The 18,433-nt window shown below is 44.5% G+C and carries 19 protein-coding genes and 1 other annotated feature; of the genes, 12 read left to right on the top strand and 7 right to left on the bottom strand.

All coding sequences use genetic code 11. The features are described 5' to 3' along the window. Window positions 1-137: 137 nt before the first annotated feature. Window positions 138-274 (top strand) — a sequence feature (His leader region). A gap of 53 nt (window positions 275-327) precedes the next feature. The 8 genes from hisG to hisIE all read left to right on the top strand — a co-directional run bounded on the left by hisG (window position 328) and on the right by hisIE (window position 7,600). After that, on the top strand, window positions 328-1,224 hold the full coding sequence (gene hisG, locus AB6D58_RS21545; protein WP_017060264.1) for an ATP phosphoribosyltransferase: 897 nt from the start codon (window positions 328-330) through the stop codon (window positions 1,222-1,224). Continuing rightward, window positions 1,224-2,525, top strand: coding sequence for a histidinol dehydrogenase (gene hisD, locus AB6D58_RS21540; RefSeq protein WP_372158419.1), 1,302 nt, complete (start codon window positions 1,224-1,226; stop codon window positions 2,523-2,525). Before hisG ends, hisD begins: the two co-directional genes overlap by 1 nt. A gap of 9 nt (window positions 2,526-2,534) precedes the next feature. Continuing rightward, complete coding sequence (hisC, locus tag AB6D58_RS21535) at window positions 2,535-3,575, top strand: histidinol-phosphate transaminase (protein ID WP_017060266.1); 1,041 nt, start codon at window positions 2,535-2,537, stop codon at window positions 3,573-3,575. Window positions 3,576-3,704: 129 nt separating this feature from the next. Continuing rightward, complete coding sequence (gene hisB / locus AB6D58_RS21530; protein WP_017067390.1) at window positions 3,705-4,793, top strand: bifunctional histidinol-phosphatase/imidazoleglycerol-phosphate dehydratase HisB; 1,089 nt, start codon at window positions 3,705-3,707, stop codon at window positions 4,791-4,793. Window positions 4,794-4,802: 9 nt separating this feature from the next. Then, window positions 4,803-5,417: an imidazole glycerol phosphate synthase subunit HisH gene (gene hisH, locus AB6D58_RS21525; protein WP_017060268.1), complete on the top strand. Its 615-nt coding sequence runs from the start codon at window positions 4,803-4,805 to the stop codon at window positions 5,415-5,417. Between the two features lie 43 nt (window positions 5,418-5,460). Continuing rightward, complete coding sequence (gene hisA / locus AB6D58_RS21520; protein WP_012604374.1) at window positions 5,461-6,198, top strand: 1-(5-phosphoribosyl)-5-[(5-phosphoribosylamino)methylideneamino]imidazole-4-carboxamide isomerase; 738 nt, start codon at window positions 5,461-5,463, stop codon at window positions 6,196-6,198. After that, entirely contained in the window at window positions 6,180-6,953 is a 774-nt protein-coding gene (hisF, locus tag AB6D58_RS21515; RefSeq protein WP_017060270.1) for an imidazole glycerol phosphate synthase subunit HisF, read from the top strand. Before hisA ends, hisF begins: the two co-directional genes overlap by 19 nt. After that, window positions 6,950-7,600: a bifunctional phosphoribosyl-AMP cyclohydrolase/phosphoribosyl-ATP diphosphatase HisIE gene (gene hisIE, locus AB6D58_RS21510; RefSeq protein ID WP_017060271.1), complete on the top strand. Its 651-nt coding sequence runs from the start codon at window positions 6,950-6,952 to the stop codon at window positions 7,598-7,600. The genes hisF and hisIE overlap by 4 nt, the downstream gene beginning before the upstream one ends. Window positions 7,601-7,832: 232 nt before the next feature. On the opposite strand, the gene AB6D58_RS21505 is transcribed toward hisIE, so the two are convergent. From AB6D58_RS21505 to AB6D58_RS21490, 4 genes are all read right to left on the bottom strand, one after another. Further along, entirely contained in the window at window positions 7,833-8,345 is a 513-nt protein-coding gene (locus AB6D58_RS21505) for a YchJ family protein (RefSeq protein WP_017060272.1), read from the bottom strand. Window positions 8,346-8,472: 127 nt separating this feature from the next. Beyond that, on the bottom strand, window positions 8,473-9,690 hold the full coding sequence (locus AB6D58_RS21500) for an EAL and HDOD domain-containing protein (RefSeq protein ID WP_372158417.1): 1,218 nt from the start codon (window positions 9,688-9,690) through the stop codon (window positions 8,473-8,475). A gap of 123 nt (window positions 9,691-9,813) precedes the next feature. Then, window positions 9,814-10,548, bottom strand: coding sequence for a UDP-2,3-diacylglucosamine diphosphatase (gene lpxH, locus AB6D58_RS21495; RefSeq protein ID WP_017060274.1), 735 nt, complete (start codon window positions 10,546-10,548; stop codon window positions 9,814-9,816). Between the two features lie 77 nt (window positions 10,549-10,625). Then, window positions 10,626-11,120, bottom strand: a complete 495-nt coding sequence (locus AB6D58_RS21490; protein ID WP_017060275.1) for a peptidylprolyl isomerase — start codon at window positions 11,118-11,120, stop codon at window positions 10,626-10,628. A 365-nt stretch (window positions 11,121-11,485) separates the two neighbouring features. On the opposite strand from AB6D58_RS21490, the gene cysS reads away from it, so the two are divergent. Together cysS and AB6D58_RS21480 are read left to right on the top strand one after the other, a co-directional pair. Further along, window positions 11,486-12,871, top strand: coding sequence for a cysteine--tRNA ligase (gene cysS / locus AB6D58_RS21485; protein ID WP_372158414.1), 1,386 nt, complete (start codon window positions 11,486-11,488; stop codon window positions 12,869-12,871). 98 nt (window positions 12,872-12,969) lie between these two features. Further along, a complete protein-coding gene (locus AB6D58_RS21480) occupies window positions 12,970-13,548 on the top strand; it encodes a thymidine kinase (protein WP_017060277.1) in 579 nt (192 codons plus the stop codon). A gap of 60 nt (window positions 13,549-13,608) precedes the next feature. On the opposite strand, the gene AB6D58_RS21475 is transcribed toward AB6D58_RS21480, so the two are convergent. From AB6D58_RS21475 to AB6D58_RS21465, 3 genes are all read right to left on the bottom strand, one after another. Next, a complete protein-coding gene (locus tag AB6D58_RS21475) occupies window positions 13,609-14,295 on the bottom strand; it encodes a YdcF family protein (RefSeq protein ID WP_372158411.1) in 687 nt (228 codons plus the stop codon). Beyond that, window positions 14,288-15,142 carry an NAD(P)H-binding protein gene (locus AB6D58_RS21470; protein ID WP_372158409.1) on the bottom strand — a complete coding sequence of 285 codons (855 nt, stop codon included), beginning with the start codon at window positions 15,140-15,142 and terminating at the stop codon, window positions 14,288-14,290. Before AB6D58_RS21470 ends, AB6D58_RS21475 begins: the two co-directional genes overlap by 8 nt. A gap of 114 nt (window positions 15,143-15,256) precedes the next feature. Then, window positions 15,257-15,487, bottom strand: coding sequence for a TIGR02647 family protein (locus AB6D58_RS21465; protein ID WP_017060280.1), 231 nt, complete (start codon window positions 15,485-15,487; stop codon window positions 15,257-15,259). Window positions 15,488-15,744: 257 nt separating this feature from the next. Here AB6D58_RS21465 and AB6D58_RS21460 point away from each other — a divergent pair, with 257 nt between their 5' ends. Both AB6D58_RS21460 and focA read left to right on the top strand, forming a co-directional pair. After that, complete coding sequence (locus tag AB6D58_RS21460) at window positions 15,745-17,052, top strand: ATPase (protein WP_372098771.1); 1,308 nt, start codon at window positions 15,745-15,747, stop codon at window positions 17,050-17,052. Window positions 17,053-17,414: 362 nt separating this feature from the next. After that, window positions 17,415-18,257: a formate transporter FocA gene (gene focA / locus AB6D58_RS21455; RefSeq protein WP_065583873.1), complete on the top strand. Its 843-nt coding sequence runs from the start codon at window positions 17,415-17,417 to the stop codon at window positions 18,255-18,257. The last annotated feature ends 176 nt before the right edge of the window (window positions 18,258-18,433 follow it).

The following is an 18,433-nucleotide window of genomic DNA, read 5'->3' as shown; positions in this document are numbered from 1 at the left end:
GCCTGTTAATTTAATTTTAAGTTTCGTGAAAAAAGTTCGAATAAATGGTTGAAAAAGGATGTCAGCTTAGTTAGTGTGGAGACAAGACAGCAAACAACCTAAGAGCTGATAAGTATGCGTAAATTAGTAATGAACATTCATCACCATCATCACCCTATCTAGTCTTTCGGGGGAGATTTACGTATACCCGGGAGCAAGATTACTCCCGGAGGTTAAGTCAAAAGAATTTAGATTTAAACCCTCGGGATGACAAAGTCCCCGAGGGTTTTTTAGTTTTAGCGCTTTTAAATAATCAATAAATTCAAATATTTGCACAGGGATACAGCAATGCAGACACAACGCCTAAGAATCGCAATTCAAAAGAAAGGTCGCTTAAGTAAAGAGTGCCAAGACCTACTTAAAAAATGTGGTGTTAAATTTAATATCATGGGTGAGCGCCTAGTGGTTCACTCACTAAATATGCCAATCGACTTGTTACTCGTTCGTGATGACGACATCCCAGGTCTTATCATGGATGGTGTAGTTGACCTTGGTTTCATCGGTGAAAATGAACTAGAAGAAGTTCGTCTAGATCGTGTTGCTCTTAAAGAGCCTTCAGAGTTCCGCACACTACGTCGTTTAGACTTCGGTGGTTGCCGCCTTTCAATCGCTATTAATAAAGACGAAGAATACAACGGCCCACAAGACTTAGCGGGCAAACGTATTGCGACAACCTACCCACAACTACTTAAAGCCTACATGGACGAGCAGGGTGTTGAGTTCAGCACTTGTATGCTAACAGGTTCGGTTGAAGTCGCGCCTCGCGCTGGCCTTGCAGACGCTATCGCTGATTTAGTTTCTACAGGTGCAACGCTTGAAGCGAACGGCCTAAAAGAAGCAGAAGCTATCTTCCAATCGAAAGCAACACTGATTCAACGTGTTGGCGACTTCGACGCAGACAAGACCGCACTGATTGAAAAACTACTGACTCGTATGCAGGGTGTTCAACAAGCGAAAGAGTCGAAGTACATCATGCTTCACGCGCCAACCTCTCAACTAGAGCAAATCAAAGCACTACTGCCTGGTGCTGAAGATCCAACGGTTCTTCCTCTATCTACAGACAAAGACAAAGTTGCCGTGCACCTAGTAAGTACAGAGAACTTGTTCTGGGAAACAATGGAACAGCTGAAAGAGTTGGGTGCAAGCTCGATTCTAGTATTACCAATCGAAAAAATGATGGGGTAGTGACGATGAGAACCGTTGTTTGGCAATCTTTAAGTGAATCACAGCAAGACTCGGTATTAGAGCGTCCAGCTATTACTGAAGGTGCAAACATCACAGCGACTGTTTCTGATGTTATTGCAAAAGTACGAAATGAAGGCGATGCCGCGCTTAAAAAGCTGACTGCAAAGTTTGATGGTGTAACTCCAGAATCTATCCGAGTCAGTTCGGGTGAGATTGAAGAGGCGTGTGCTCGTCTAACACCAGAGATGAAGCAAGCGTTAGAGCAAGCTTATAGCAACATTGCTAACTTTCACGAAGCTCAAAAGCCGCAGCCAATTAAGGTTGAGACACAGCCTGGTGTTGTGTGTGAGCAAGTGACGCGCGCGATTAATACTGTTGGCCTTTATATTCCCGGTGGCAGTGCGCCACTACCGTCAACGGTTCTTATGTTAGGTGTTCCTGCTCAAATCGCAGGTTGTCGTAAGGTTGTGCTTTGTTCACCTCCGCCAATCGCTGATGAAATCTTGTATGTCGCTAAGCTTTGTAAGATCGACGAAGTTTACAACGTTGGTGGTGGTCAAGCGGTTGCAGCAATGGCTTACGGTACCGAGAGTGTGGCTAAAGTCGATAAGATCTTCGGCCCAGGTAATGCCTACGTTACGGAAGCAAAGCGCCAAGTGAGTAATGACTTCCGCGGAGCAGCTATTGATATGCCAGCTGGCCCATCTGAAGTGTTAGTGATTGCTGATGAAACGGCTGATGCAGACTTCATTGCAGCGGATTTGTTGAGCCAAGCGGAACACGGGCCTGACTCTCAAGTAGTATTGGTAACTCCATCTCCAGTGGTTGCAGACCAAGTAACAGAAGCGGTTCAAAAGCAACTGAAAGAACTGTCTCGTGCGAACATCGCTCAGCAAGCATTGGCTTCAAGCTTAATCATCATTGCTGAATCGATCACTCAAGCGATTGCGATTTCGAATTTCTACGGTCCTGAGCACTTGATCGTTCAAACCAAGAACCCACGTGAATTGCTGCCATTGCTAGATAATGCAGGCTCAATTTTCCTTGGTGACTGGTCTCCAGAATCTGCAGGTGACTACGCATCCGGCACAAACCACGTTCTTCCGACTTACGGTTATACCAAGACGTATTCAAGCCTAGGTTTGGCTGATTTCTCTAAGCGAATGACGGTGCAGGAGCTAACAGCTGATGGGTTGAAAGGCCTAGCGCCAACAGTAGTAACAATGGCGGAAGCCGAAGGTTTGGATGCACACAAACGCGCTGTGACTATCCGAGTTGAAAAGTTAAATAAAGCGAAATAAGGGTAGGGCATGGAAAAGTTAGCAAGAAAACAAGTTCAGGCTCTAACACCTTACTTGTCTGCAAGACGCATAGGCGGTACTGGTGATGTATGGCTAAACGCCAACGAATCTCCGTTTGATAACGAGTACAACCTGAACTTGTCTCGTCTTAACCGTTACAGCGAATGTCAGCCAAAAGAGCTGATTGATGCTTACGCTCAATACGCAGGCGTGAAATCAGAGCAAACTCTGACAACGCGTGGTGCTGACGAAGGTATTGAATTACTGATTCGTGCTTTCTGTGAGCCGAACGAAGACGCTATTCTTTACTGCCCACCCACTTACGGTATGTACGCAATCAGTGCAGAGACGATTGGTGTTGAGCGTAAAGTTGTGCCTCTTACTTCTGAATGGCAATTGGATCTTCCAGCTATCGAAGCTCAGCTCGACAACGTAAAAGTGGTGTTTGTTTGTAGCCCAAATAACCCAACCGGTAATTTAGTTGATCGTAAAGACATCATCAAGCTGCTTGAAATGACACAAGACAAAGCGATTGTGGTGATGGATGAAGCGTATATCGATTTTTGTCCAGAAGCGTCAACCGTTGATTTGCTTGAGCAATATCCAAACCTAGCGATTCTGCGCACCTTGTCGAAGGCCTTTGCTTTGGCGGGCTTACGTTGTGGCTTTACGCTAGCGAATAAAGAGCTTATCGATGTACTGTTGAAAGTGATCGCTCCTTATCCTGTGCCAATCCCTGTTGCTGACATTGCCGTTCAAGCTCTCTCAGAGCAAGGACTAGCGCGAGCTAAGTTCCAAGTTCTAGATTTAAGTGCTAACCGAGCGTATTTGCAGGCGGGTCTATTAGGTATGCCTCAAGTGACGGTTTTTGATGGCTGGGGTAACTACTTACTGGTGAAATTCCCGAACGGCGATGAGTTATTTAAAGCGGCTTGGGATACGGGCATTATTTTGCGTAATTCACCTATTGAAGACTGTGTTCGTATTAGTATTGGTAACCGCGAAGAGTGCGAAAAGACACTTGGATTCATTCGTAACTTTTATCAGTAATGAAAGGCTTACCAGTAATAACATTTGCCAGTTTGAGTTGATTAATTGGGCTGGCAAGTGAAACCAATATTTTGGGTTAGCGTTTGATTTTAGCTAGGCCACCAGATTTAAAATTAAAAGGAAGTTCAAGTGAGTAAACAACAGAAAATACTTTTTATAGACCGTGACGGCACCTTAATTGTTGAGCCGCCAGTTGACTTTCAAGTAGACCGTTTAGACAAGCTAAAATTCGAACCGCGAGTAATTCCTAGCCTGCTTGCTTTGCAAGATGCTGGTTACCGCTTAGTAATGGTCACTAACCAAGATGGTTTAGGTACCGATAGCTACCCACAAGAAGATTTCGATGCACCACACAATATGATGATGGAGTTCTTCGAATCTCAAGGCGTTAAGTTTGACGACGTGCTTATTTGCCCTCACTTTGACGAAGACAACTGCTCTTGCCGTAAGCCTAAACTGGGTATGGTTAAAGAGTACCTACAAGGCGGTAAAGTCGATTTCCAACACTCTGTTGTGATTGGCGACCGAATGACGGATCTTCAACTGGCAGAGAACATGGCAATCCGCGGTATTCAATATAGCCCGGATGCGGAAACTGAAGGCACGCTTAACTGGCCACAAATCGTTAAAGATCTGACGGTTAATGCGCGTATTGCTGAAGTAGTTCGTACCACTAAAGAAACAGATATCAAGGTTGCAGTAAACCTTGATGAAACCGGTGGCAACAAGATCGATACCGGCATGGGTTTCTTCGACCACATGCTTGATCAAATCGCGACACACGGTGGTTTCCAAATGAACCTGACTGTGAAAGGCGATCTGCACATCGATGATCACCACACAGTAGAAGATACCGCTCTTGCTTTAGGCCAAGCATTGAAAGATGCACTAGGCGACAAACGTGGTATTGGCCGTTTTGGTTTCAGCCTACCAATGGATGAGTGTTTGGCTCAGTGTGCGTTAGACCTTTCTGGTCGCCCATACCTGAAGTTCGATGCTAAATTCAGCCGTGAGCAAGTGGGTGATCTTTCAACCGAGATGGTGGTTCACTTCTTCCGTTCTCTAACTGACACATTGGCTTGCACGCTACACCTTTCTTCTGATGGCAATAATGATCACCACATCATTGAGAGCCTGTTCAAAGCGTTTGGCCGTACTCTTCGCCAAGCAATCAAAGTTGAAGGTAACGAGTTACCAAGCAGCAAAGGCGTTCTGTAAGGGTTCGGTATGAAAGAGCAAAAAGTCGTTATTATTGATACTGGTTGTGCCAACGTTTCATCGGTGAAGTTTGCGATTGAACGTCTGGGCTACGCAGTTGAAATTTCAAAAGAACCAGAAGTTGTTCTTGCTGCCGACAAGCTATTCCTACCCGGTGTAGGTACAGCAAGTGAGGCAATGAAGAACCTGCAAGAGCGTGACCTTGTTACCCTTGTCAAGCAAGTTGAGAAGCCTCTGCTGGGTATCTGTTTAGGTATGCAGCTGTTAGGCAAACTGTCTCAAGAGAAAGGTCAAAAGGCTGATGAGTTAGTTGAATGCCTAGGTTTGTGTGATGGCGAAGTTCGTTTACTTGAAACGGGCGACTTACCATTACCACACATGGGTTGGAACACAGTAACAGCAACGCCTAATCACCCGCTATTTAAAGACATTGAAGAAGGCGAATACTTCTACTTTGTTCATAGCTTCGCAATGCCAGTGGGCGACTACACAATCGCACAATGTGATTACGGTAATCCGTTCACTGCGGCGGTTCAAAGTGGCAATTATTATGGTGTTCAGTTCCACCCAGAGCGATCTTCGAAAGCTGGCTCTAAGCTGATTCAGAACTTCTTGGAATTGTAATAAGGATTAGGCAGCGGCTAACGTTGCCATATAAGGAATGTAAATGATTATTCCCGCGTTAGATTTAATTGAAGGCCAAGTAGTTCGCTTATTCCAAGGAGACTACGGGCAAGTAACAGAATACAAAGTAGACCCAGCAGAGCAGTTTAATCTGTACCACCAAGCTGGCGCTGGCTGGCTGCACCTTGTTGACTTAACGGGCGCAAAAGACACAACGGCTCGTCAGTTAGACTTGATTGCTAAGCTCCTTGCTAGCACGCCTGCGAACATCCAGATTGGTGGTGGCGTGCGTAACGAACAAGATGTCGTTGATCTGCTAGAAGCTGGCGCACAGCGCGTTGTGGTTGGTTCTACAGCCGTTAAGCAACCTGAGTTGGTGAAAGGTTGGATGGAGAAGTATGGCGCGGAAAAAATCGTGCTGGCTCTAGACATCAACATTGATGAAAGCGGCACACGTAAAGTGGCGATTTCAGGTTGGCAAGAAGATTCAGGTGTGACTATTGAAGCGCTGATTGAAGACTACCTCACGGTTGGCCTTAAACACGTGCTGTGTACCGATATTTCACGTGACGGCACGCTAGAAGGATCAAACGTAGAGCTCTATGTTGATCTTTGTAAGCAGTACCCACAAGTGCAATTCCAATCATCGGGCGGCATTGGCAGCCTAGCTGATATCGAAGCGCTTAAAGGCAGCGGTGTTGCGGGTGTGATTGTGGGTCGTGCGCTACTTGATGGCAAGTTTACCGCAGAGGAGGCATTTGCATGTTGGCAAAGCGAATAATCCCTTGTTTGGATGTCCGTGACGGACAAGTGGTTAAGGGCGTTCAGTTCCGTAACCACGAAATTATTGGTGACATCGTTCCGCTAGCACAACGCTATGCAGAAGAGGGCGCCGATGAATTGGTATTTTATGACATCACCGCATCAAGTGATGGCCGTGTGGTCGATAAAAGCTGGGTGAAACGCGTAGCTGAAGTGATCGATATCCCTTTCTGTGTCGCTGGTGGTATTAAATCAGCAGAAGATGCAGCGCGCATTCTTGAGTTTGGTGCGGATAAAGTGTCAATCAACTCACCGGCATTGGCTAATCCACAGCTGATTACTGACCTTGCTGATAAGTTTGGCGTTCAGTGTATCGTTGTCGGTATCGATTCATACTTCGACAAAGAAACCGGTAAATATCAGGTTTACCAATTTACAGGCGATGAAGCGCGTACTAAAGCAACCAAATGGGAAACCAAAGATTGGGTGCAGGAAGTACAGAAGCGTGGCGCAGGTGAGATTGTGTTAAACATGATGAACCAAGATGGCGTTCGTAACGGCTATGATATCGATCAGTTAAACATGGTGCGTGAAGTGTGTAATGTGCCATTGATTGCCTCTGGTGGCGCTGGTGCAATGGAGCACTTTGCTGAAGCTTATAAAAAGACCAACGTGGATGGAGCACTTGCGGCTTCGGTATTCCACAAACAAGTCATCAATATTGGTGAACTTAAACAGTATTTAAAACAACAAGATGTAGAGGTGCGACTATGAGTTTTGAACCCGTAAGCTTATCAAAAACAGAAGTAGGCGCATTGTCAGAGCGTATTAACTGGGAAAAAGTAGATGGCTTAGTGCCAGCGATTGTTCAAGATTACCAGTCAAGCCAAGTGCTAATGATGGGATACATGAACCCAGCCGCACTTGAGAAAACGGGTGAAACTGGCAATGTGACGTTTTTCTCTCGCACAAAAGAGCGTCTTTGGACGAAAGGTGAAACGTCGGGCAATGTATTGCAACTGCAAAACATCGCCTTGGACTGTGACAGCGACACCTTACTGGTTAAAGTTAATCCCATTGGTCCAACGTGCCACACAGGTACAACAACGTGTTGGGATGGAGACAAGCAAGAAGAGTCTCAGATGGTGTGGCTTCATCAGCTTGAGCAGCTATTGGCTGCCCGCAAGGACGCCGATCCTGAATCTTCTTATACTGCCAGTCTATATGCCCGTGGCACCAAGCGTATTTCGCAAAAAGTGGGCGAAGAAGGCGTTGAAGTCGCGCTTGCGGCGACGTCGGGCGATAAGGCGGAGTTAGTGTGTGAATCAGCAGATTTGATTTACCACCTAATGGTTCTTCTTCAAGACCAAGGCTTATCGATGGATGATGTGGTAAACAAGCTGAAAGAGCGTCATAAGTAAGCTCTCTTTAGATTAATAGAACCGCGTAAAAGACAGACAAAAGCCCCGCAAACAAACATGTTTACGGGGCTTTTTAGTTTTTAATTTTCAAGATTTCAAGATTTCAAGATTTCAAGATTTCAAGATTTCTAAGCCCTACGTCACTTTTCTAACCTCTGACTTTGCGTCATTCCGAGGAGCCTAAGCGACATCAGGAATCTCTTCTCTTAATCTGACTTCTTAGTCGAACGAGTTACCCGCAGCACTTCTTGTATTTCTTACCACTGCCACAAATACACGGATCATTACGGCCGATTTTAAAGCTCTCAACGGTTTGATTTAAGCGTGGGTCAATTTCTGGTTGTGTAGTTTGTTCCTGCTCTGGGAAGGTACCATCAATGTAGTACCAAAGACCGTCTTCACGTATAAAGCGAGAGCGTTCTTGCATGCAGTATTGTGCGCCTTCTTCATTGAAGTAAGCTTTAAACTCAACAAAGCCTTCGTCTTGGTGCGAGCCTACCGCAGTATCGATGACTTCTAGTCCTGCCCAATCACTGTTGATAGATTCGGCAATGCCTTCTCTTTGCGCTTCTGCGTTGCAGCTAGGGTGGTAAGTCGCAACAACATAGTCAACTAAACCCAACACGTGCGCTGAATAACGAGAGCGCATCAACTGTTCAGGCGTTTCAACAGCACTGTGGTGAAGGTGCGCTGATTCACAGCACTGTTGGTAAGTATTTTTGCTACCGCATGGGCATAAAGACATAGTCAGATCCTGTAAAAATGGCCTCTATTAAGAGGCCATAAGTGAATGCGTGGGAGTTTACCAAGAAACGATCGCTCACCAAAGCTTAGTTTCTATTGAAACTATTAAAGCTATAGTACGAAGTATGTTATTTCAGGGCTGGAGCCAATAGCTCTTGGGCCCAAGTTGTCGCTTCGTCATAAGCTTGACCAAGTTGAGCTTCACTCAGTTTGAGAAGCTGGCGAATACGAGTCGCTTCATCCCAACGAGCTTGTTCAAAAGCAACGACCATCGCCAATACAGCACCTAACACGCCTTTACGTTGGATAAGGGCCTGTTTAATCTCATCGTCGATTGGCACTGAGTCCAGTACTTGCTTCAACGGTTGGTCAAAGAGTGAGTCCAACAGAGAGAACATACCGGTCAAAAAGGCTTGTCCTGGCTCAACCTTCACATTCATCTTCTCGACTAAGAGCTCACATTGACGCGCGCGTAATACCGCTAAACCGTAGAGTGAGTCCGGCTTGTCTTCTTTCGCTGATGCGATCGCCACAAGTGAAACGAACTTACGCAGCTTTTGTTCACCAAGGTAAATAAGCGCTTGGCGGAATGAACGAATCGTTGTTGGTGAACCGCCAGCGGAGTTTACGTAGGTAAGTAGCTTATACGACATGGTCACATCGAGCGTAATCAAACGCTCTACTTCACCAAAGTCGATAGGGTCGTGCGCAATCTCTTTTAACAGCTGAACAGTCGTCAGGAATGCCGGGTTGAGCGCACGCGTTTGGATCATCTCTGGCTTGCTAAAGAAATAACCTTGAAAGTAGGTGAAGCCTGCTTTTTTCGCTTCTTGGTATTCTTCGTACGTTTCTACTTTCTCAGCAAGGAACTTGATATCTAGCCCTTTGAGAGAGTTCATAAACATCGCTGCTTTGGCAATTGGCGTCAAACGGATATCGAACTTGATAATTGAAACGTAGGGTAAGAAGCGCTTCCAAGCTTTACTTGGCACAAAGTCGTCTAGCGCAATGGTATAACCCGCGTCAAAGATGGTTTTGATTGCTTCAAGTAATTCGTCTGTTGGTTCGCAGTCTTCAAGAACCTCAACAACGAGGCTTTCTTTGGGGAACAGAGTAGGGACTAAGTTGATTAGGCTTGCATATGGGAAATTCACGAACCCAAGCTTATCACCCAACGTATTATAGTGGGTCGATAAGAAGTGATCGGAAAGCAAACGGCTAGTAGCGAGCTCCGGCTCTACTTCAGGGAAAGTGTTCTTAGGACCATCCCTGAATAGCAACTCGTAACCTATGGTTTTCTTGCCTGTGTCGAGTATTGGTTGACGCGCTACGTATGAATATTTCAACTTGGTACTGTGTTCGGTTTATTTCTGGTAGAGAGATAATAGCTAATTCACTAGAAATTACCATACACTTTCTAAGAAAGTCTGACCGACAATAATAATCAAAGTGAAAGTTTAAGCGTGATGTTAAAAGCTATTGCTAAACGCTCGATTCTGTAGTTCAAAACTTTGCGGCGTGAACACCAGCACTGAGCCTTGCGTATACCAATCGCCAAGTACGATACGGGTTTTAGTGCAATTGTTAGCATTAAATGTATGGATGTCTGGGCGGTGAGTATGGCCGTGGATCATCAGATCGACATTGTTTCGTTCCATCACATCTTCGACTTCTTGCTGTGTCACATCCATGATGTCGAGAGACTTGGTCTGCTTGTCATCTTTGATATCTGATTGAACCTTTGAAACAATTTTCTTCTTGATGAAAAATGGAATTCGGTTGAAGACCCATTGTAACCATGGCTGATGCACTTTTTCGCGAAAGGCGAGGTACTTTACATCTTCAGTACATAGAGTGTCTCCATGCAATACTACCGCTTTTTGCCCGTAGATATCGATCGTAGAAACTTCGTCGAGAAGTTGTACGCCCGTTTGCTTAGCAAATTTTTTGCCGACTAAGAAGTCGCGGTTCCCTTGAGTAAAGTAACAAGGCACGCCTGTTTTCACTAAGTCGATAAACGCTTGGCGGATAGAAGTCGCGAATTCACTCTTATCATCGTCACCAATCCAGAATTCGAAAAGGTCACCTAATACGTAAAGTGCATCCGCTTCTACGGCTTCTTTCTTCATAAAGGTTAAGAAGCAGTCTGTGATGTCTTCTCGTGACGGAGAAAGGTGCAGATCTGATATAAAATATGTTTTCATAGGTCTAAAAAAAGGGAGCGATTCGCTCCCTATATCCTGATTTTATCGGCTCATCAATACTAACCGAAAGCGATGAATTAAGCTTCGATTGTAGTACCAGTGATGATCACTTCTTCTAGAGGTACATCTTGGTGCATACCCATAGAACCAGTGCTAACACCTTTAATCTTGTTTACGATGTCCATGCCTTCAACAACTTCTGCGAATACACAGTAGCCCCAACCGTCTAGGCTTTCGCTACGGAAGTTTAGGAAAGAGTTGTCGTTAACGTTGATGAAGAACTGAGAGCTGGCTGAATGCGGTTCCATAGTACGAGCCATTGCTAGCGTACCAACTTTGTTCGCTAGACCGTTGTTTGCTTCGTTCTTGATCGTTGCACGAGTTGCCTTTTCTTTAAGGCCAGAAGTCATGCCGCCGCCTTGAATCATGAAACCATCGATAACACGGTGGAATAGTGTGTTGTCGTAGAAACCGTCACGGCAATACTGTAGAAAGTTTGCGCTTGTTTCTGGTGCTTTTTCTTCGTTAAGTTGAACTTTGATATCACCAAAATTTGTGTGAAGGATGATCATGATTGTTACCTTACTGTCTTTTTAATATGAAGTTCGAATTCTAGCGCATGTTGGCAGACTTTCAAATCACCAAATCATTAACTTAACTCGGATGTTTGAGGTAATACCAATCGTAGTAAATAACTGGCCATCCTAGCTTGTTAAAACACTTGATAACGTCGTTAGAAATTTTGAATGTAGAATAACTACTTATTGAAACTTTTTGTCGAAAAGAGCTTCCTTGTTCTCAAGCATTTTTTCTGCGCTATTTATGACCATCTACTTACCGTGATTGGTATAATTCCTGCTTTTAGGGATTACCTATTAAGGTATGACTTGTTATACTGCGAGCTTATTTTGATTAATCCATAAAATAGATAGAGATCATGCTGAAGATATATAACACGCTCACAAGACAGAAAGAGGAATTCAAACCAATTACAGCTGGCAAAGTCGGCATGTATGTCTGTGGGGTAACCATATACGATCTCTGTCATATTGGTCATGGTCGTACGTTCGTTTCTTTCGACGTAGTAACTCGTTACCTTCGTTACCTTGGTTACGATTTGAATTTCGTTCGTAACATCACAGATATCGATGACAAAATCATCAAGCGCGCTAATGAAAACGGTGAGTATTGTGACTCTCTGACTGAGCGTTTAATCGGTGAGATGCACGCTGACTTTGATGCATTGAACATGAAGCGTCCAGATGTTGAGCCTCGTGCGACAGAATACATCACTGAAATCATCGAGCTTGTTGAAAAGCTGATTGAACGTGGTTTCGCATACGTTGCAAGCAACGGCGACGTGATGTTTGAAGTAAAGAAATTCGACGAATACGGTAAGCTTTCAAAGCAAGACCTTGATCAGCTTCAAGCGGGTGCTCGCGTTGATGTTGAATCTGCAAAACGCAGCCCACTAGACTTTGTTCTTTGGAAGATGTCTAAGCCAGGTGAACCTACATGGGAATCGCCATGGGGCCCGGGTCGTCCAGGTTGGCACATCGAATGTTCAGCAATGAACTCGTCTATTCTTGGTAACCACTTCGATATCCACGGTGGTGGTTCAGATCTGCAGTTCCCTCACCACGAAAACGAAATCGCACAGTCTTGCTGCGCGCACGGCACTCAGTATGTAAATACTTGGATGCACAGTGGTATGGTGATGGTAGACAAAGAGAAGATGTCTAAGTCACTAGGTAACTTCTTCACTATCCGTGACGTGCTAGCACATTACGATGCTGAAACGGTACGTTACTTCCTAATGTCTGGTCACTACCGTAGCCAACTAAACTACAGCGAAGATAACCTAAACCAAGCTCGCGCATCACTAGAGCGTCTATACACGTCACTTCGTGGCCTAGACCTTACAGCCGCTCCTGCCGGTGGCGAAGAGTACGTGACTCGATTCTCTACAGCGATGAACGATGATTTCAACACACCTGAAGCTTATTCAGTACTGTTTGAAATGGCTCGTGAAATCAACCGTATCAAGCCTGAAAGCATTGAAAAAGCAAGCGGACTGGGTGCATTGATGCGTGAACTAGCAGACATCATCGGTATTCTTCACCAAGAGCCAGAAGCCTTCCTACAAGGTGATGCGACAGGTAACGACGACGAAGTGGCTGAAATCGAAGCGTTGATCAAACTGCGTAACGACTCTCGTGCTTCAAAGGATTGGGCAAATGCCGACCTTGCACGTGATAAGCTAAACGAGTTGGGTATTGTTCTGGAAGATGGCCCAGAAGGTACGACTTGGCGTCGTAAGTAAATCTTATAAAAAGGGCTGATTTTCAGCCCTTTTTTCTAGCACGAATTCTCTATTTTCACCTTTTCTATCTTCAACTTTTAATTAACAGGAATATTTCTGTGGCTCAGATGTATTTTTATTACTCGGCAATGAATGCGGGTAAATCAACAACGCTTCTTCAATCTTCATTCAACTACCAAGAACGTGGCATGACGCCAGTGATCTTTACGGCAGCTTTGGACGATCGCTATGGTATCGGTAAAGTGAGCTCACGAATTGGTCTGCAATCTGAAGCTCAGCTGTTTAAAAATGACACCAACATGTTTGATGCGATCAAAAAGCTCAATGAGGAAGAAAAGCGTCATTGTGTTTTGATCGATGAGTGCCAATTTTTATCGAAGGAGCAGGTGTACCAATTAACAGAAGTGGTTGATAAGCTGCACATCCCTGTACTTTGTTACGGCCTACGTACCGATTTCCTGGGTGAACTGTTTGAAGGTAGCCGTTACTTACTGTCTTGGGCAGATAAACTTGTTGAGCTTAAAACAATTTGTCACTGTGGCCGTAAAGCGAACATGGTAATTCGTACCGACGAGCACGGTGTGGCGATTGCTGAGGGCGACCAAGTGGCTATTGGCGGTAACGACAAATACGTTTCTGTTTGCCGTCTGCACTACAAAGAAGCGTTAGGTAAATAAGCAGCTCTATTTGCTAACGCGAAAGAACGAAAAACGGTGACCAAGTGTCACCGTTTTTGTTTATTGGGCCTGTGTTTTGCTTTCTTCCAAGCCGAGCTTCTTCAATGCTTGATAGGCGTGGTCAACGTCGTCGGGGATCGGCATCTCAATCTGAAAGCCTTTCTCTGGGTAGGATTTGATTCGCTCGTAATCAGCAATTAATGCGCCTAACACCATATCTAACGGCAACTCTTCGTTAAAGTAATCATCCCAAGTTTGCCATCGCGACGTCACGGTAATCTCGGAAGTTTCGTCAGGCCATTGTTTACTGAAGGTTGCGTAGGTACGTTTCTCCATGAAGGGCTTCTGAACTAAGGTTAACCTCTTCGGCGATAACCCTTTTTCTGTCAGCAACTCATGAGTGAATCGTACATTTTCCCCAGTATTTGTCGCGTGTTTCTCTATGATAATGTCAGAGTCAGGCACACCACAATCTCGTGCAATAGAAGCGAATGCTTCTGCTTCTGAGCGCTCAAAGCTTCCTTCGGTAAAGCGTCCAACACCGCCAGAAAAAACGATGTAAGGCGCGACCTTTTGGTGATAAAGCTCGGCTGCATATTCAGCGACGCGAGTATCGTTGCTACACAATACAAAGATACAGTCGGAAGGCGTAACCTTGTGACCCATAGACATAAAGTTCCAAAGGGTGTCGACTGAGCGATGCAGTTTTATGTTGGGATCTTTGTTAGCTATAGATTGTTCACTCATGAAGTGCGTCCAGTGTGGATTCGAATTTAAATGAATAACCTAAGTCGAGAATCTTCTTCGAAGAGATTAACTTGTCTGGGGTATCAACAACAGCGGGCAGAGGCTTACTGCTGTTGGCGCTTTTCAGTGCCGCGGCATAAAACTCCGCCTTACTTACTGTATTTGGTGTGGTCACGTTAACTATTTCATTGTGCAGTTGACTGATAGCGAAATCGACAGCACCAATTGCATCATCAAGGTGCAGCATGTTGGCTGGAGCTTGAGTGCTGACTTGTTTTAACTTGCTTGCGAAGCGTGATGGGTGACGGCTTGGGCCGATTAAGCCACTAAAGCGAAGAATGGTGTAGTCGATACCGGAATCAATCACTGACTGTTCAGCTTGCAGCATGATTCGTGCGTTATCGGAAAATAAAGACGCGTGCTCGTTATCTGAGGTCGAAAGAGGGAGTGATGCATCCAGCTCGTTCAGCACACCCGGCTTAGTTGGGTATACCGTAGTTGAACTAACCATAATGAGCTTTTTAATGTTGGCCTTTTGGCATGCATTGGTGAGTTGCTGCCAGTAGTCGGCATACTCTTGTCCTGCTCCTTTTCTAAAGCCAGGAGGGAAGCTGCCAATCACAATTTCAGTGTTGTTTTCGAGTAACAATGAATAGAGTCGCCCGATAGTCTGTTGTGGATCGGATGAATCAAAGCTAAACACTTCACATGGAATTTGTTCGCTACCAATGGCATCTGCTCCCGCTTGGGTCGTTTTCGTGACCACTACTCGGTTACCATGTTTTTCTAAATGTTCAGATAAAGGTGCACCTACCCATCCTGCACCGACAATAAATATAGAAGCCATGTGTTCCTCACAACTGCAAATGACGAATTTACAATAAGCCTAACAAAGCTTTGCCCAAAAATGAAAAAACTCCACGGCCGAAGCAAGTGGAGTTTTTACTAGAACAATGGAGCTTTAGTTTAGTACGCGAAGAAGCTTGTCTGCGCGCTCTGCCATCTCGATACCTTCATCTGTTAGGTAACCGCCGTCTGGCTGAGTACAAAGGTTTTTTTCGAATAGGCGCTTAACAGCGTCTTGAGTTTCTTGAGCTGCCTCTTGATGGACTTTAATTCCAGTAGCTGCACTACTTACATCAAATTGAAGAAGGAGGTTTAAATCAGCAATATGTTCAGCGTTGTACTTCATAATTGACCTATATATTCATAACGTTCTCTACCTTCACCTTAGTGCGCATTCTCGGCTCAGGCAATAGCAAATAAAGAGAATTGATAAGTGATACCAAATTGATTGATTAATCATCGAGTGATGAGTTTATTTTGGTTATATTGGGTGATTTGCACCCACTTAAATCATCAGTGATGTTTATTGCTAAGTGGTTGTAATATATTGTGACTAGAAATAATTTGCATTGAGCGAATATTGTATAAAAAGGATATGCATAAGTGAGAGCGAACAAAGTAGCATTAACGATCAGTATGCTATTTGCTATCTCAGGTTGTCAAAGTACACCCTCAGAGCAGACAGACGCGAACCAAACCACAAACAACAATAATGAATCTACAATCGAGGTCCGTTCATTTCAGTCTGTCCAAAGCGTTTACTCCGAATGGGAGGCTAAGCTCGCAGACCACGGCCAATTGTCTCTCTATGCACCAGAGAATTACAATGAACTATTAGACGCATGGGATGACGCTGAAAGCATTTATGCGGACTTACTTAAAGACGAAACTCGGATAACCAAGAGTTACTCCATTTTTTCGAGCCTGACTTACGCTGAAGCTTTTGATGAAAAAATTGCGTTGATCAAATCAAATTATGACTCGATATTAGTGCTAAAGAAGAAGGCTGACCGAGTACTCGCGGATTCGATTGTCCAAATGGATTACCTGAAGTTTCTTGGCGCAGATACCATGTTTACCTCGAGCTACAAACGTTTGTATTCAGAATACAGCGAGTTGTTCGAGTATGTGCTGGTCGATGAGCTTGAAGACGCTCAAGAAGCGCAGGTGGAATTTCTTAACAATGCTCGCTTACTAGAAGTTAAAGTGGCGCATAAGAAATACATCGAACCTTTGAAGAACGAATTAGAGTTCTTGGAAGATGAAGATTTCGATGACGTTGTTCCACTGACGTTTGCTAAAGCGGCATCTCAAATTGCTTTGGCAGAAAGCCAAGTGAAAGCCAGTCCCCGTGAAAAGTCTATCATTGAAGACGCAGTTCACGCTGCGGAGTTCGAATTAAACCACGTACGCAGTGTTGCTCATGAAGTCAAAGTGCTGGCGAGCGTAAAAGGCGACCAGTTCGAACAGTCGGTTTTGAATGCAGAGAACCAGTTATTGAGCATTTCACGAGTGGTTAATGATGAAGATCACCGTGATGTTGTATTGCGTCTTCAGTCTCAAAAAATTGTAGCGAGTGTTAAAGCGCTGAAAGGCTCAGACATGACGGCGTCATTAAAGTCAGAGATTAAAACTTTGACTGAGCAATTAGCTAAGCTGGAGTCTGAAAACCAGAAGCAAGCGCAGCAACTGTCTGAAGCAACCAAGCACAGTGAGTTGCTCGGTGAGCAGATTACCAAGAGTGATGCTCACATTAAAAGCTTAGAAGAGTTAGTGGATAGTTTGAAAAGCTTAGGTGGCAAAGTGGCCAACGAAAGTGACTCTGATGTGATGTCCCCAGCTGTTGAATCTACTCTAGAAGATTCAACCCTAGAACAATCATCAGAAGAAGTGATTGAACCTTCGGTTTAGCATCACTAATTTCTTTATTTGTGATTGAGTTAAAAGCGCCTTAGGGCGTTTTTTTACGTTCTGTTGATCTATGTCAAAATCTAGAAATAAAAGCGCTCTGTGAGCCATTTTAGTGTACGTTATTCTTTGATTTTTAACGTAACTTGTTGATATTTATAGATGTGTTATTTTCTATGCTGATAACTAATCATTCAGCAGAGTTTTCTTTTTACTACTAAAGTCGTATGAATTTGGAATAACTCGGACTATTTGCTTTCAACAAGGCTGTGAGAGCTATTTTGTGCCTAAAATAGCTCTTGAATTCAGAAATGAAAGAGAGGATTATCGCGCTCCCGACAACATGTTTCAAAATGTAAATCATCATGAATCTGAACCAATTTGACTCATTATTACCGCCACAAATGGCTGAGCGCGCTGCAGATATTGGCGTAGGTAAAGCAACCAAAGATCCAACCAAATCTTTTCTCCTAGCGATTTCAGCTGGCATACATATCGGTATTGCGTTTGTGTTCTACACAATTGTAACCACTGGCGCTGGTGATTTACCTTGGGGTATTACTCGCGTCCTAGGTGGCCTTGCATTTAGCTTGGGCTTAATCCTCGTTGTTGTTACTGGCGGCGAACTGTTTACCAGTTCGGTGCTCACTCTTGTTGCTCGCGCAAGTGGCAAGATTAGCTGGGGAACCCTAGTCAAGAACTGGGCGACCGTTTATATCGGTAACCTTATTGGTGCTTTATTGCTAGTGGCATGCATGCTTCTGACTAAACAGTACATGTTTGACCATGGGCAAGTGGGTTTGAATGCCATGGCCATCTCTCAGCACAAAATGCACCATGGTTTTATCCAAGCTATCGCGCTTGGCATCATGTGTAACGTATTGGTTTGTATCGCGGTATGGATGACGTTTAGTGGACGAACACTGACTGACAAAATTGCAGTACTGATTTTACCTGTCGCGATGTTTGTATCATCGGGCTTTGAGCACTGTATTGCGAATATGTTCCAAGTCCCTTTAGCTATCGGTATCAAAACATTTGCTCCAACTGAATTCTGGACAATGACAGGGGCTAATCCAGCAGACTATGTTGACCTAAACATGATGGACTTTCTGATGAACAACTTGCTGCCCGTTACTATCGGTAACATCATCGGCGGCGGTATCTTTGTTGGCATGTGGTATTGGTTGATTTATTTACGCGATTAATAAAGATGGCGGATCAACAAAGCTTGTGTGACTAGCTCAGTGACAAGATTAGTTAAAGCTCAGAGTGGAAACATTGAACTGACTTATGACATTTACAAGACGGCCTGCATTGCAGGCCGTTTTTTATTGTGCGCCGAGCATGGCGTTGATCTAGGAGGTGAAAGTCCTCTACGGGC

Origin of the sequence: Vibrio sp. 10N.239.312.D08, assembly GCF_041466145.1 — a bacterium.
GTDB classification, from domain to species: domain Bacteria; phylum Pseudomonadota; class Gammaproteobacteria; order Enterobacterales; family Vibrionaceae; genus Vibrio; species Vibrio crassostreae_C.
This window is presented reverse-complemented; position numbering and strand designations above follow the sequence as displayed.